Below are 13542 nucleotides of genomic sequence, written 5' to 3'. Positions count from 1 at the left end.
CGAAGGAGGTGGCGGTGGACGGTCCGGGCGCCGGCCCGGGCGGTGGGCCCGGCGGCCGGCGTCGGAGGGGTCACATCGCGAGCGGGTGCGCCCCGGGAGGGGAAGCGAGCGGAGAAGGGAGGTGCCGGACCCCGCCCGGGGAGTGCGGGGTCACATCCGGAAGACGCCGTACGGACCGGGCGGCGGCAGCGGGGAGTTGGCGCAGGCGGTGAGGGCGAGTCCGACCACGGTGCGGGTGTCCATCGGGTCGATCACGCCGTCGTCCCAGAGCCGGGCCGTGGCGTAGTAGGCGTTGCCCTGGCGCTCGTACTGCTCGCGGACGGGGCGCTTGAACTCCTCCTCCGCCTCGGCCGGCCACTCCTCGCCGTGCCCCTCCAACTGGTCGCGGCGGACGGTGGCGAGGACGGAGGCCGCCTGCTCGCCGCCCATCACGGAGATCTTCGCGCCCGGCCACATCCACAGGAAGCGGGGCGAGTAGGCCCGGCCGCACATCGAGTAGTTGCCGGCTCCGTACGAGCCGCCGATCACCACCGTGAGCTTCGGGACGCGGGTGCAGGCGACGGCGTTGACCATCTTGGCGCCGTGCTTGGCGATGCCGCCCGCCTCGTACTGCCGGCCGACCATGAAGCCGGTGATGTTCTGCAGGAAGAGGAGGGGGATGCCGCGCTGGTCGCACAACTCGATGAAGTGGGCGCCCTTGACGGCCGATTCGGAGAACAGCACGCCGTTGTTGGCGACGATGCCGACGGGGTGGCCGTGGATCCGGGCGAAGCCGGTGACCAGGGTCGCGCCGTACTCGGCCTTGAACTCGGCGAACCGGCTGCCGTCGACCAGCCGGGCGATCACCTCGCGCACGTCGTAGGGCGTGCGGGGGTCGACCGGGACGGCCCCGTACAGGCCGGCCGGGTCGACGGCCGGCGGCTCGACCGCGGCCAGCGGCCACGGCCGCTCCGGGCGCGGGCCCAGCCCGGCCACGATCGTGCGGACGATGGAGAGGGCGTGGGCGTCGTCCTCGGCCAGGTGGTCCGTCACGCCGGAGGTCCGGGAGTGCAGCTCGCCGCCGCCCAGTTCCTCGGCGGTGACCACCTCGCCGGTGGCGGCCTTCACCAGCGGCGGCCCGCCCAGGAAGATCGTGCCCTGGTTGCGGACGATGACGGCCTGGTCGCTCATCGCCGGGACGTACGCGCCGCCCGCCGTGCACGAACCGAGCACGGCGGCGATCTGCGGGATGCCCGCGGCCGAGAGCCGGGCCTGGTTGTAGAAGATCCGGCCGAAGTGGTCCCGGTCGGGGAACACCTCGTCCTGCATGGGGAGGAAAGCGCCGCCGGAGTCCACCAGGTAGATGCAGGGGAGACGGTTCTCCAGCGCGACCTCCTGGGCGCGCAGGTGCTTCTTCACCGTCATCGGGTAGTACGTGCCGCCCTTGACGGTGGCGTCGTTGGCGACGACCACCACCTCACGTCCGGCGACCCGGCCGATCCCGGCGATGACGCCGGCCGCGGGCGCGGCGCCGTCGTACATCCCGTCGGCGGCCAGCGGGGCCAGCTCCAGGAAGGGCGAGGCCGGGTCGAGCAGGGTGTCCACGCGGTCGCGGGGGAGCAGCTTGCCGCGCGCGGTGTGCCGGGCGCGGGCCTTGGCGCCGCCGCCGAGGGCGGCCGTGTCGAGCTTCTCGCGCAGTTCGGCGACCAGCGCCCGGTGCGCCTCGGTGTTGGACCGGTAGGCCTCGGATGCCGGGTCGACGGCCGTGCCGAGCCGGGGCGCGGGGGCGGCTGCCCCCGGCGTCGCGGTGCCGCCCGCTGCGCTGCCGTTGACGCCGGTGAGTACGCCGGCGGTTGAGATGACCATTCCCAAGAGCTCCCTTGCCCTCGGCACCGGGTGGCGGGGTGGCCCGGGTTCCGGTGCGCCCGCTCTCCCTGAAGTTAATTAACGTTAACTTACGCGCCCAGGTTAACGGGCGATAACCCGACTGTCTACGATGGACGGCATGCCGAACGTCCCCGGAACCACCGCGCTCCCACGCCGCGACCAGATCCGCCGGGAGGCCGCCCGGCTCTTCGCCGCCCGGGGCTTCCTCGGTGTGGGCGTGGACGAGATCGGCAAGGCCGTCGGCATCAGCGGCCCCGGCCTCTACCGGCACTTCGCCGGGAAGGACGCGATGCTCGCCGACCTGTTGATCGGCATCAGCGAGCGCCTGCTGGAGGAGGGGCGGCGGCGCGCGGGCGGCGGCGACGGCCCGGCCGCCGCGCTGGACGCCCTGATCGGCGGCCACGTCGAGTTCGCCCTCGACGACCGCGACCTGATCACCCTGCACGACCGCGAGCTGCTGAACCTCAAGGAGGAGGACCGCCGCACCGTCCGCCGGCTCCAGCGCGGCTACGTCGAGCTGTGGGTCGACGTGGTCCGGCAGGCCTACCCGGCGCTGGCCGACCCCGCCGCCGAGCCGGTGGCCCGGGCCGCGGTGCACGCCGTCTTCGGGCTGATCAACTCGACCCCGCACAGCCTCGGCCCCAACCCGGCGGCCCAGGCCGACCGCCCCGGCCCCGGCCTCCAGCGCGACGGCATGGCGGCGCTGCTGCGCAGCCTCGCCCACGGTGCGTTCTCGGCCGCGGCCGAATCGGTGTCCGCCCACGCCTGAGCCGCGACCGCGACCGCGACCGTGGCTGCGGCTGCGGCCGTACCCGGCTCCCGTACCGGCTCCGGGCCCAGGCCTAGGTCCAAAGGACGGTGCCTGGCCGCCCTCCGGCCGGTGGGCGCCCGGGGCGGGTGTGGACGACGCTGGTGGCAGTGGGGCCGGTTGGTCCGTCCGGGTGCCCGGGCGGGAATCACCGCAGGCCGTGGGCTGTTGGTCACTCAGCCGGAGCCTGTCGCGAGCGTGCGCCCGGGTGTGCGCCCGACCCGCCCCGCGCCCCGGCCCGGCCGGAAACGGCATGGCGGCGTCCCGACGGAATGGTTAGCATCCCTAAATATGCCTGAGACTCACGGATCTACGGTGGAGCAATCCCCGAGCGGCCCACCTGCCCCCGACGCGAAGCCGGGGCCGACCCCCGCGGCCGGCCCCGAGAGCCTGGTGCCCCCGGCGACCCCGGCCGGCCCGGCGGTCGCGGCGACTCAGCCTGCCCCCACGACCTCTCCCGCTACTCCCGCTACTCCCGCTACTCCCGCGCCGGACGCGACCGCGACAACCGCCGCAACCGCCGCAACCACCGCAACCGCCGTAACCACCGCGCCGACCGCGACCGCCACGCCCCCCGAGACCGGGGGCTGGCTGCGCCGCCTGATCGGCTACTGCCTGCGGTCCCGGCGCAGCCTGCTGCTCGCGTTCGGTGCCTCGCTCGTCGGCATGGCCGTCACGTCCCTGGTGCCGCTGGTCACCAAGCTGATCATCGACGACGTCATCACGACGCACACCCGCCCGCTCGGCCCGTGGGCGGTCGTGCTGCTGCTCGCCGCCGTCGTGGTCTTCGGCTGCACGCAGGTCCGCCGCTACTACGGCGGTCAGCTCGCGCTCGACGTCCAGCACGACATGCGCAGCGACCTCTTCCGCTCCCTCGGCCGGCTCGACGGCCACCGCCAGGACCGGCTGGACACCGGCCAGGTGGTCGGCCGCGCCACGTCCGACCTCCAACTGGTCAACGGGCTGCTCTCGATGCTGCCGATGATGACCGGCTACCTGCTGATGTTCGTCATGTCGGCGGCCGTGATGGTCTGGCTCTCCCCGCCGCTCACCCTGATCGCCCTGGTGATGGCCCCCGCCCTCTGGTGGGTCACCGTGCTCAGCCGCAAGCGCCTGTTCCCGTCGACCTGGGCGGCCCAGCAGGAGGCCGCGGCCGTCGCCGGCGTCGTGGACGAGGCGATCGGCGGCGTCCGCGTGGTCAAGGGGTTCGGCCAGGAGGCGCAGGAGCTGGACAAGCTGGAGGCCGCCTCCCGCAACCTCTTCGCCGCCCGCCTGCGCTCGATCCGGCTCAACGCCCGCTACAACCCCGCGATGCAGGCGATCCCGGCGCTCGCCCAGGTCGCGGTGCTGGCCTTCGGCGGCTGGCTGGCCGTGGACGGACGGGTCTCGCTCGGCACCTTCGTCGCCTTCTCCACGTACGTCGCCCAGATGACCGGCCCGGTGCGGATGCTCACCATGGTCATCACGGTCGGCCAGCAGGCCCGGGCGGGCGTCGAGCGCGTCCTGCAGCTGATCGACGAGCGCCCGCTGGTCCAGGAGCGCCCGGACGCGGTGGCCCTCGACCTCACCGGTGCGGCCTCCGAGGACGTTCCCGACGACGAGCGGCAGGGGGGCGCCGGCGGTACCGCGACCGTCGGCCCGCGCACCCCCGGCGTGGCCCTGCAGTTCGACCGGGTCGAGTTCCGCTACGACCCCGAGCACCCGGTGCCCGTCCTGCACGGCCTGGACCTGACGCTCGCCCCGGGCGAGACCCTTGCCCTCGTCGGCGCCTCCGGCTCCGGCAAGTCGACGGTGGCCCAACTGGTTCCCCGGTTCTACGACCCGGCGGCCGGAGCCATCCGCCTGTACGGCCACGACCTGCGCGACCTCACCCTCGACTCGGTCCGCTCGGCCGTCGGCATCGTCCCCGAGGAGAGCTTCCTCTTCTCCGAGACGGTCCGCACCAACATCGCGTACGGCCGGCCCGACGCCACCGACGAACAGGTCGTCGCCGCCGCGCGCGCCGCGCAGGCCGACGAGTTCATCCGCGCCCTGCCGGACGGCTACGACACCAAGGTCGGCGAGCAGGGCCTCACCCTCTCCGGCGGACAGCGCCAGCGGATCGCCCTGGCCCGCGCGATCCTCACCGACCCGCGGATCCTGCTGCTGGACGACGCGACGTCCGCGGTCGACCCGCAGATCGAGGCGGAGATCCACGACGCGCTGCGCTCGGTGATGACCGGCCGCACCACGCTGCTGATCGCCCACCGCCGCTCGACCCTCCAGCTCGCCGACCGGATCGCCGTGCTGGACCGGGGCCGGCTGCTGGACATCGGCACCCACGAGGAACTCGAGGCCCGATGTCCCCAGTACCGGGCCCTGATCACCGACCCGGAGGCCGACCGCATACCCGGGCGGCCCGCACCCGAGGCCGCGGCCGAGGCGATGTCCGACGCCGCTCCCGGGGTCACACGCGAGACCGAGCCCGGGGCCGCTCCCGCCCCCGCTCCCGCTCCCGCTCCCGAGCCCGAGACAGAGCCCGACGCCGCGACAAGTGCCGCGCTCGGGGCAAAGGCCCCCGCCCTACTCACCCCCGCCCTGACCAAGGCGGCCCGCACCGCCGAGCCCGACCTGCTGGCCCAGGTCGCCGCCCTCCCGCCCGCCACCGACACCCCGGCGATACCGCGCGCCGAGGCCGAGGCAGGCGACCCGGACTTCTCCCTCCGCCGCATGCTGCGCCCCTTCCGGGCCCCGCTCGCCCTCGCCCTGGTGCTGGTCGCCCTGGACGCGGGCGCCGCGCTGGTGCTGCCGATCCTGATCCGGCACGGCATCGACCAGGGCGTGAGCAAGTCCCTGATGTCCGGGGTCGCGGTGGCCTCGGTGGCCGCCCTGGTGGTGGTCCTGCTGGACTGGCTGGTGCAAAGCGCCGAGAACCGGGTCAGCGGACGTACGGGCGAGCGCGTGCTCTACACCCTCCGCCTCAAGATCTTCGCCCACCTCAACCGGCTCGGCCTGGACTACTACGAGCGCGAGCTGTCCGGCCGGATCATGACCCGGATGACCACCGACCTCGACTCGCTGACGTCCTTCCTGCAGACCGGGGTCGTCACCGCCGTGGTCAGCCTGCTGACCTTCGCGGGCATCTTCGCCGCCCTGCTGATCATCGACGCGGGCCTGGCCCTGGTGGTCCTCGCGGTGCTGCCGCTGCTGGTGATCGCCACGCTGGTGTTCCGCCGGAAGTCCCGGGACCAGTACGAGATCTCCCGGGACCTCATCAGCACCGTCAACGCCGACCTCCAGGAGAACGTGGCCGGCATGCGGATCGTCCAGGCGTTCCGCCGCCTGGACGCCAACACGGACCGCTTCGTCGCCCGGGGCGTCGCCTACCGGAAGGCGCGGGTCCGGGCGCAGCTCTACATCTCGCTCTACTTCCCGTTCGTCCAGTTCCTGTCCAGCGTGGCCGCCGCGCTGGTGCTGATCGTGGGCGCGGCCCGGGTCGACGCGGGCACCCTGACGGTCGGCGCATTGGTCGCCTACCTCCTCTACATCGACCTGTTCTTCGCGCCGGTCAACCAGCTCTCCCAGGTGTTCGACGGCTACCAGCAGGCGTCGGTCGGCCTCGGCCGGATCCGGGAGCTGCTGCGCACGCCGACGACCACCGCCGTGGCGGCCGAGCCGGTGCCGGTCGAGAAGGGGCTGCGCGGCGAGATCTCCTTCGAGGGCGTCGGCTTCGCCTACAACGGCGGCGCGGACGGTTCGCCGGACGTGCTCACCGGGGTGGACCTGCACATACCGGCCGGTCAGACGGTGGCGCTGGTCGGCGAGACGGGGGCCGGCAAGTCGACGCTGGTGAAGCTGGTCGCCCGGTTCTACGACGCGACCGAGGGCACCGTCCGGGTCGACGGGGTCGACCTCACCCGGTACGACCTCGCGCAGTACCGCCATCGGCTCGGGGTCGTGCCGCAGGAGGCGTACCTGTTCGCGGGCACGGTGCGCGAGGCGATCGCGTACGGCCGGCCCGGGGCCACGGCGGCCGAGGTGGAGGCGGCGGCGCGGGCGGTCGGCGCGCACGAGATGATCGTCGGGTTGTCGGGCGGCTACGACCACGAGGTCACGGGCCGGGGACGAAACCTTTCGGCAGGTCAGCGCCAGCTGATCGCGCTGGCCCGGGCCGAACTGGTCGACCCGGACATCCTGCTGCTCGACGAGGCCACCGCCGCGCTCGACCTGGCCACCGAGGCCGCCGTGAACAGCGCCGCCGACCGGCTCAGCGGCGGACGCACCACCCTGGTGATCGCCCACCGCCTCACCACCGCGGAACGCGCCGACCGGGTCGTCGTGCTCGATCACGGCCGGGTCGTGGAGGACGGCACGCACGCCGGACTCCTCGCCCTCGACGGGGCGTACGCGCGGCTCTGGCGCGCGTTCGTCGCGGACGGGCACCACGGCACAGAGGCCGCCGTCGGGGAGGCCGTCGCCGCCGGATGACCAAGGGCCGGGCCCGGTTCGGGCCCGGCCCGCCCCTCGATCGGGCCTCGATCAGACCGCGCTCAGTCCGTGCTCAGTCCGCGATCAGGCCGCGATCAGCGAGGTCAGCAGCCCGGTCGCGTCGATCCCGTGCGGCAGGTCGCTCACCTGCCCGTCGCCGACCTCGACCACCCGCCAGCCGGAGCCGTCCGCGCGGCTGGCGAGATCGGTGGTGACGAACCGGCAGCCGAGCGTCCGCACCAGCGAGCGGACGCCGGTCAGGTCGGGGTCGACCTCGGCGTGCGGGGCGTCCGGGTGCGGCCCGACGAGCACCGGTTCGCCGTCCAGCCACCACACCCTCGCCTCCACCGGCCGGGAACCCCCGGCGCCGGCCACGGCCCCCGCACGGCCGGGAGCGGATGCCCGCTGGAACTCCTCGTACCGCCGCAGCACCACCCCGCCCGCGAGGAACTCGCCCTGCAGCTCGACGAACCGGGCCACCACCCGGCCGACGGCGTCCAGGTCGGCCAGTTCCGGCACGTAGCAGGCCTCGTGCCACTCGTGCTTGCGGGACTTCACGTAATCCTTGACGATCGCCGGGCCGCGCCCGCCCAACCGGGCGACGGCATCGGCCAGTTCCTCCCGTCCGGGCCCCGCTGCCGTGGCCGAATCCGCCGCCCCGCCCGTCGAGGGGATCCACACGCTCGGCGGCGTCGATCCCTCGAACACGCCGTACCAGCCGGGCAGTTCGTGTGCGGCCGCGTAGCCGGCGGCGCTCGTGAGCAGGTTCCCGCCTCGCGCGGAGAGGGCGGCGGCGAAGGCGGCGTAGTCCCGGGAGGGCATCATCCAGCCCCGGTACCAGAGCGGGCCGCCGTCCTTCGGCACCCGCCGGACGGCCTCCACCGCCCGTCCGGCCAGCAGCGCGTCGTGATCGACGAGGTGGTGCTCGCCGCCCGACTCCCGGACCAGCCTGGCCTCCCACGCGAAGTGCGGGTCGGGCCGGCCCGGGTTGAGCGGGTCGGCGGGAAAGATGATCGCGGGTACGGGCATGGGCGTCAGCGTACGGCCGTACGGTCACCCCGCGCGCCGTCGCGCCGTCCCGTCACCGCCTGTCCCGGAATTTCGGAGACCTGCGCCGGCGGATCCTGCGAGAGTGATCCGATGAAACGACAGCAGCGCTCCCGCAACCCGCTGGAACTCGTCGGACTACGACGCCCCCGCGAGCGTGTGCCCCGGCAGGCGGCGCGGACGGCGGTCCTGGCCGAGGACGGCTCGGTCTTCCTGCTCCGCTCCGACAACTCCGAGGTCGGCGTGCACTGGACGATGCCGGGCGGCGGACTGGACCCCGGCGAGACCCCGCGTGAAGCCGCCGTCCGCGAACTCCGCGAGGAGACCGGCTGGACGGACCTCGAACCCGGCCCGCTGCTCTGCACGTGGGAGCACGACTTCACCTGGCACGGCACGCCGGTCCGCCAGCACGAGCACGTCTACGTCACCCGGGGCCCGCGCCGCGGCCCGGTCGGCGACGTCAGCGCGGTGCACGCCGTGGACCGCATCCTCGACTGGCGCTGGTGGACGCCGTCGGACCTCGCCGCCCCGGACGCCGACGCGCTGTGGCCTCCCAGGCTCCCCGAGCTGCTGACGATGGTCCGGGCGGGCGACTGGAACGTCGACGGGCGCGACGCGGTCGCCGTCCACCTCGGCTACATCCCGAACTCTCCGCCGGAGCGCTGACGTCCGGTCACCGTGCCCGGCGGCAGGACCGCTCAAGCCCGTCCGCCGCGCCGCCCGCGCACGGCCTGCCAACCGTGCAGGTCGAGCTCCCGGTCGTGCAGCGCACCGGGGTTCATCATCACCGTCAGCTGCACGCCGGCCAGTTGCTCGAACGCGAGCCCGGTGGCGGACAGCACGTGCTCGGTCGGCACCGAGACGGCGATGGCGGGCCGCCAGGAGGGCAGCACGACGAGGCTGGTGCCGCGCCCGATGCGGACCGGCTGGGCGGTCACCCGGACCGGCGTGCGCTCCTCCGGCCGGCCGACGGCCTCGGGCTGGTGGGGGCCGGCGCCGATCAGGATCCCGAGCGGCGTCTCGGCCTGGGCCGCCTCGGCCCCGTCCCCGTCCCCCGCGCCGCCGGTCGACGTGCCGGCCGCCGTGGTGCCAGCGACCCCGTTGGCCCCCGTCGCCGTCCTGCCCGCCGCCCGTGCGGACCTGCGCGGTAGTGGCCCCTCAGGTGCGGCCGTCTCCCGTTCGGCCGCCTCCCGCCCGGTCGGGGCGGCGTCGGGGTGCATGCGGCGCAGCCGGCGCGAGGGCGAGGGCCGCCGCGCCGGAAGGGCCCGCGGTTCCTCGCGGGCCGCCCGCAGCACCGGCACCGACCGCTCGGCCGCTGGTGCGGCGGGCTGCCGGACTTCCTGCGCGTGAGCGTCCTCGCGTCCGACCCGACCGTCCTGATCGTCCTGAACCCGCCAGGTGGGCGGAGCCTCCACCGGTACGGGTTCGCCGAGGAGCGCTGCGACCTCGGCGGCCGGCCGCCGGCACGCGGCGGCCAACTCGGCGAGCGTGCGGCCTTGCTGGCGCGCGGCCCGCAGCCGTTCGGTGAGCGCGGCCTGGACGCGGGCGGCCGTCCGCTCGTCCGGCGCACCGGTGAGAGGTGCGGCGGCCAGAGGCACGCCGGCGAAGGGCGGACCGGCAAGAGGGGCGCCGCCGTCGGCGTCGCCGGGGCCGCTGCGCGGCCGCGGCACCGAGTCGTCCCGGGCGCCGCCGCCCGGTGCGCCGGGGAGCTGTCCCGCGTCGGCGGCCTGCGCGATCGAACAGCGCGCGGCGGCCCGGGGCGTGGCTCCGGTGCGGTCCGCGGCCGGGTCGGGGCGGGCTGGGTCGGTGGGGGTGGGGTGGAGCGAGGTCATCGGCACGGGCCCTTCGGGGGACGGTCCGGACGATCCTCCCGCACCGAGTGACCAGGTCCAAGCGCCGGTTCCCCGTTCGGACGCCCACGCCTCCTTCGGTGGCGGGCTGCGGGCACCCCACCCCTACCCGGCGTGTCGACTCAACTGCCGGGCGCGACGAAGCCCTTGAGGTCGGCGAGCACCGCGTAGGCCGCCGTCACGCCGAGCCCGAGGAACCAGGTCTCGTCCGAAACCGGCCGCGCCTGACCGGACTTGACCGCTCCGAGGGTCTTCCAGAGCGCACCGCCGAGCACGCGTCCTGATTGGCGTCCCGCCGCCTACCGGTGACCGCGGCGGGAGACAGGCGCTATGGTCGACGACATGAAGCGCTTCACGTGCCTGTGCTGGTGGCCGTCCTAGGACGGCCACCACTGCATGCCTGACCAGGGCCGTCCGGGATGGACGGCCCTGTCGCTTTTTCCCCAGCGGGACGGGCCCGCGCCCCGGACGGCCACCATCGCCGCCGTACCGAGGAGAGAACCCGTCATGACCGCCACTGCCACCGCCACCGCCACCGCGCCGTCCCTCGGAGGGAGCCCGGCCGCCCGCCGCGTCCTGACCGGCGACCGTCCCACCGGCCCGCTCCACATCGGCCACTACTTCGGCACCCTGCAGAACCGGGTCCGCCTCCAGGGCCAGGGCGTCGAGATGTTCATCGTCGTCGGCGACTACCAGGTCATCACCGACCGTGACATCGCCGACCGGCTCGCCGAACACACCGAGAACCTCGTCCTCGACAACCTCGCCGCCGGCCTCGACCCTGACCGCGCCACGATCTTCGCGCACAGCCGCGTCCCCGCCCTCAACCAGCTGCTCCTGCCCTTCCTCAGCCTGGTCAGCGTCGCCGAGCTGGGCCGCAACCCCACAGTCAAGGACGAGATCGCCCACTCCAGCCAGGCCTCCGTCAGCGGACTGATGTTCACCTACCCCGTCCACCAGGCCGCCGACATCCTCTTCTGCAAGGCCGGCCTCGTCCCCGTCGGCCAGGACCAGCTGCCCCACCTCGAAGTGGCGCGCACCATCGCCCGCCGCTTCCACGAGCGCTACCCGCACCCCGACGGCACCGCGGTCTTCCCCCGCCCCGAGGCCGTGCTCTCCGACGCGCCGCTACTCCTCGGCACCGACGGCGGCAAGATGAGCAAGAGCCGGGGCAACGCCGTCTTCCTCGGCGCCTCCGAGGACGAGACCGCCCGGCTGATCCGCGGTGCGAAGACCGACACCGACCGGCACATCACCTACGACCCGGTGAACCGGCCCGAGGTCGCCAACCTCGTCCTGCTGGCCGCCCTCTGCCAGGACCGGGCCCCCGAGGACGTCGCCGCCGAGCTCGGCGACGGCGGCGCGGCCGCGCTCAAGCGCACCGTCACGGAGTCCGTCAACGAGTTCTTCCGCCCGGTCCGCGCCCGCCGCGCCGCGCTGGCCGCCGACCGGGGCCACCTCCGCCAGGTGCTGCGCGACGGAGCCGAACGCGCCAACGCCATCGCGGACGCCACCCTCGCCGAGGTCAGGGACGTCATGGGGTCGGTCTGAGGGCCACGGGGCATACCACTTCCGGCGGGCCCCGCCGGATCTGACCGCACCTCACCCCCTCGCGCTCCGACGCCCGCACCCTGGAAGGATCCCGGCCATGGACCAGCACCCGACCACGCCCGCCCGAGGGCTGACCCGTCCGCCGCAGCTCCGCCCGGGGGACCACGTCGTCGTGGTCGCCCCCAGTGGCCCGATCGACCCCGAGCGGCTCGCCGCCGGGACCGCGATCCTGCGCTCCTGGGGGCTGCGGGTCACCGCCGCCCCGCACGTCCTCGACACCCACCCCACCCTCGGCTACCTGGCCGGTACCGACGCCGACCGCGCCGCCGACCTCCGGGACGCCTGGCTCGACCCCACCGTCCACGCCGTCGTCTGCGCCCGCGGCGGCTACGGCGTGCACCGCGTCGTCGACCTGCTCGACTGGCCCGCGCTGCGCCGCGTCCCGCCCAAGGTCCTCATCGGCTTCAGCGACGTCTCCTCCCTGCACGAGGCCTTCGCCCAGCGGCTCGGCCTCGCCACCCTCTACGGGCCGATGTGCGCGGCGGCCTCCTTCATCGAGGACGGGCCCACGGCCGAACACCTGCGCCGCACCCTCTTCGACCCCGCCGCGACCACCGTCCTCACCGGCCCGGCCGCCGCACCCCTCGTCCCTGGCCGGGCCCGCGGCGTCACGGCCGGCGGCTGCGTCCACGTCCTCGCGGCCGAGCGCGGCACGCCCGCCGCCCGGCCCTCCTTCGCGGGCAGCATCCTGATCCTCGAAGACGTGAACGAGCACCCGTACCAGCTCGACCGCCTCCTCACCCAGTTCCTGCGCTCCGGCGCCCTCGACGGCGTGGCCGGCATAGCCCTCGGCTCCTGGGAGGGCTGCGGGCGGCCCGACCGGGTCCGCGAGGTGATGCTCGACCGCCTCGGCCCGCTCGGGGTGCCCGTGCTCTGGGAACTGGGCTTCGGCCACTGTCCGTCCACCCTCACCGTCCCGCTCGGTGTCCCGGCCGTGCTCGACGCGGACGCGGGAACGCTGACGCTGGAGATGCCGGCCCTCGCCGCCCGGTGAGGAGGTCCGGGGCGGGGAGCGGCGGGAACCGGTCGAGGCGGGCGGGCACGGACGAGACGGATGAGTAGGGTGCGGCCATGAACGAGGACCGCCTCATCGCCCTCGCCCTCGGACTCCTCCGGGGGCCGGGCAGCAACGCCCGCACGATCCTCGGACTCACCGGCCCGCCCGGGGCCGGCAAGTCCACTCTCGCGCGGCACCTGGTCGCCGAGGTCGAGCGCGTCGAGGGCCCGGGCAGCGCCGCCTACGTCCCACTGGACGGCTTCCACCTCTCCGGCGCCCAGCTCGACCGCCTCGGCCTCACCCACCGCAAGGGCGCGCCCGCCACCTTCGACGCCCACGGCTACGTCGCGCTGCTGCGCCGCATCGCGGCCGACCGGTTCCAGGACATCTACGTCCCCGACTTCGACCGGACGCTCGACGAACCGGTCGCCGCCCGCCACGTCGTCCGCCCGCAGGCCCGCCTCGTCGTCACCGAGGGCAACTACCTCGCCTCCACCGACGCCCCCTGGCCGGACGCACGCCGACTGCTCCGCGAGGTCTGGTACGTCGAGACCGACGACGCCCTCCGCGAGGAACGCCTCCTGCGCCGCCACCGCGACGGAGGCCGCGACGAGCCCACCGCCCGCCGCTGGGTCACCGGCAACGACCACCCGAACGGCGAACACGTGAAGGCCGGCCGCCCGCTCTGTTCTCGGATCGTCCCCGGCGCGAGTTTGCCCGGGGCGCTGGTCAGGGGTAGTGTTCACTAGTCGCTCGGCAGGGAGCACCGGACACGCATCGGCGCGGACGGTCCCGGGGCGGCCAATCCTCTGAAACACCACTTCCCAGCTCGGGCCGGGTCGCGTCTTGTCTTGTCGCGGCCTGGTGCGTATTCGGCGTGTGCGTTTTATTGGGTT

General features: G+C 74.5%; 9 protein-coding genes and 1 pseudogene. 6 read left to right on the top strand and 4 right to left on the bottom strand.

The genetic code is table 11. From position 1 onward, the window contains the following. Positions 1-150: 150 nt before the first annotated feature. Positions 151-1845, bottom strand: a complete 1695-nt coding sequence (locus PUR71_RS23430; RefSeq protein ID WP_329929058.1) for a carboxyl transferase domain-containing protein — start codon at positions 1843-1845, stop codon at positions 151-153. A 139-nt stretch (positions 1846-1984) separates the two neighbouring features. Here PUR71_RS23430 and PUR71_RS23425 point away from each other — a divergent pair, with 139 nt between their 5' ends. Both PUR71_RS23425 and PUR71_RS23420 read left to right on the top strand, forming a co-directional pair. Then, positions 1985-2635, top strand: a complete 651-nt coding sequence (locus tag PUR71_RS23425) for a TetR/AcrR family transcriptional regulator (protein WP_329929057.1) — start codon at positions 1985-1987, stop codon at positions 2633-2635. Between the two features lie 330 nt (positions 2636-2965). Further along, positions 2966-7141 carry an ABC transporter ATP-binding protein gene (locus PUR71_RS23420; RefSeq protein ID WP_329929056.1) on the top strand — a complete coding sequence of 1392 codons (4176 nt, stop codon included), beginning with the start codon at positions 2966-2968 and terminating at the stop codon, positions 7139-7141. Between the two features lie 84 nt (positions 7142-7225). Here the strand turns inward: PUR71_RS23420 and PUR71_RS23415 are convergent, their stop codons facing one another. Then, a complete protein-coding gene (locus PUR71_RS23415; protein ID WP_329929055.1) occupies positions 7226-8170 on the bottom strand; it encodes an ATP-grasp domain-containing protein in 945 nt (314 codons plus the stop codon). 111 nt (positions 8171-8281) lie between these two features. On the opposite strand from PUR71_RS23415, the gene PUR71_RS23410 reads away from it, so the two are divergent. Next, positions 8282-8854, top strand: a complete 573-nt coding sequence (locus PUR71_RS23410; RefSeq protein ID WP_329929054.1) for an NUDIX hydrolase — start codon at positions 8282-8284, stop codon at positions 8852-8854. 32 nt (positions 8855-8886) lie between these two features. Here the strand turns inward: PUR71_RS23410 and PUR71_RS23405 are convergent, their stop codons facing one another. Both PUR71_RS23405 and PUR71_RS23400 read right to left on the bottom strand, forming a co-directional pair. Further along, entirely contained in the window at positions 8887-10020 is a 1134-nt protein-coding gene (locus tag PUR71_RS23405) for a hypothetical protein (RefSeq protein ID WP_329929053.1), read from the bottom strand. Between the two features lie 140 nt (positions 10021-10160). Continuing rightward, positions 10161-10298: pseudogene (locus PUR71_RS23400) on the bottom strand (ABC transporter substrate-binding protein); the annotation flags it as partial. 247 nt (positions 10299-10545) lie between these two features. Between PUR71_RS23400 and trpS the strand changes: the two are divergent. The 3 genes from trpS to PUR71_RS23385 all read left to right on the top strand — a co-directional run bounded on the left by trpS (position 10546) and on the right by PUR71_RS23385 (position 13395). Continuing rightward, positions 10546-11589 carry a tryptophan--tRNA ligase gene (gene trpS, locus PUR71_RS23395; protein ID WP_329929052.1) on the top strand — a complete coding sequence of 348 codons (1044 nt, stop codon included), beginning with the start codon at positions 10546-10548 and terminating at the stop codon, positions 11587-11589. Positions 11590-11686: 97 nt separating this feature from the next. After that, positions 11687-12643 (top strand): S66 peptidase family protein, encoded by a 957-nt coding sequence (locus PUR71_RS23390; protein ID WP_329929051.1) that lies wholly within the window; start codon positions 11687-11689, stop codon positions 12641-12643. Between the two features lie 77 nt (positions 12644-12720). Then, positions 12721-13395 carry a nucleoside/nucleotide kinase family protein gene (locus tag PUR71_RS23385; RefSeq protein WP_329929050.1) on the top strand — a complete coding sequence of 225 codons (675 nt, stop codon included), beginning with the start codon at positions 12721-12723 and terminating at the stop codon, positions 13393-13395. Positions 13396-13542 lie beyond the last annotated feature (147 nt).

Origin of the sequence: Streptomyces sp. SP17BM10, from assembly GCF_036322405.1 — a bacterium.
Lineage (GTDB): Bacteria > Actinomycetota > Actinomycetes > Streptomycetales > Streptomycetaceae > Kitasatospora.
The sequence above is the reverse complement of the archived record's forward strand: the minus strand, read 5'-3'. Positions and strand labels throughout refer to the sequence as shown.

What these genes read in the sequence shown, in the direction of transcription:
- PUR71_RS23430 (WP_329929058.1), bottom strand. Translation starts at nt 1,845, where the DNA reads ATGGTCATCTCAACCGCCGGCGTACTCACCGGCGTCAACGGCAGCGCA.
- PUR71_RS23425 (WP_329929057.1), top strand. Translation starts at nt 1,985, where the DNA reads ATGCCGAACGTCCCCGGAACCACCGCGCTCCCACGCCGCGACCAGATC.
- PUR71_RS23420 (WP_329929056.1), top strand. Translation starts at nt 2,966, where the DNA reads ATGCCTGAGACTCACGGATCTACGGTGGAGCAATCCCCGAGCGGCCCA.
- PUR71_RS23415 (WP_329929055.1), bottom strand. Translation starts at nt 8,170, where the DNA reads ATGCCCGTACCCGCGATCATCTTTCCCGCCGACCCGCTCAACCCGGGC.
- PUR71_RS23410 (WP_329929054.1), top strand. Translation starts at nt 8,282, where the DNA reads ATGAAACGACAGCAGCGCTCCCGCAACCCGCTGGAACTCGTCGGACTA.
- PUR71_RS23405 (WP_329929053.1), bottom strand. Translation starts at nt 10,020, where the DNA reads ATGACCTCGCTCCACCCCACCCCCACCGACCCAGCCCGCCCCGACCCG.
- trpS (WP_329929052.1), top strand. Translation starts at nt 10,546, where the DNA reads ATGACCGCCACTGCCACCGCCACCGCCACCGCGCCGTCCCTCGGAGGG.
- PUR71_RS23390 (WP_329929051.1), top strand. Translation starts at nt 11,687, where the DNA reads ATGGACCAGCACCCGACCACGCCCGCCCGAGGGCTGACCCGTCCGCCG.
- PUR71_RS23385 (WP_329929050.1), top strand. Translation starts at nt 12,721, where the DNA reads ATGAACGAGGACCGCCTCATCGCCCTCGCCCTCGGACTCCTCCGGGGG.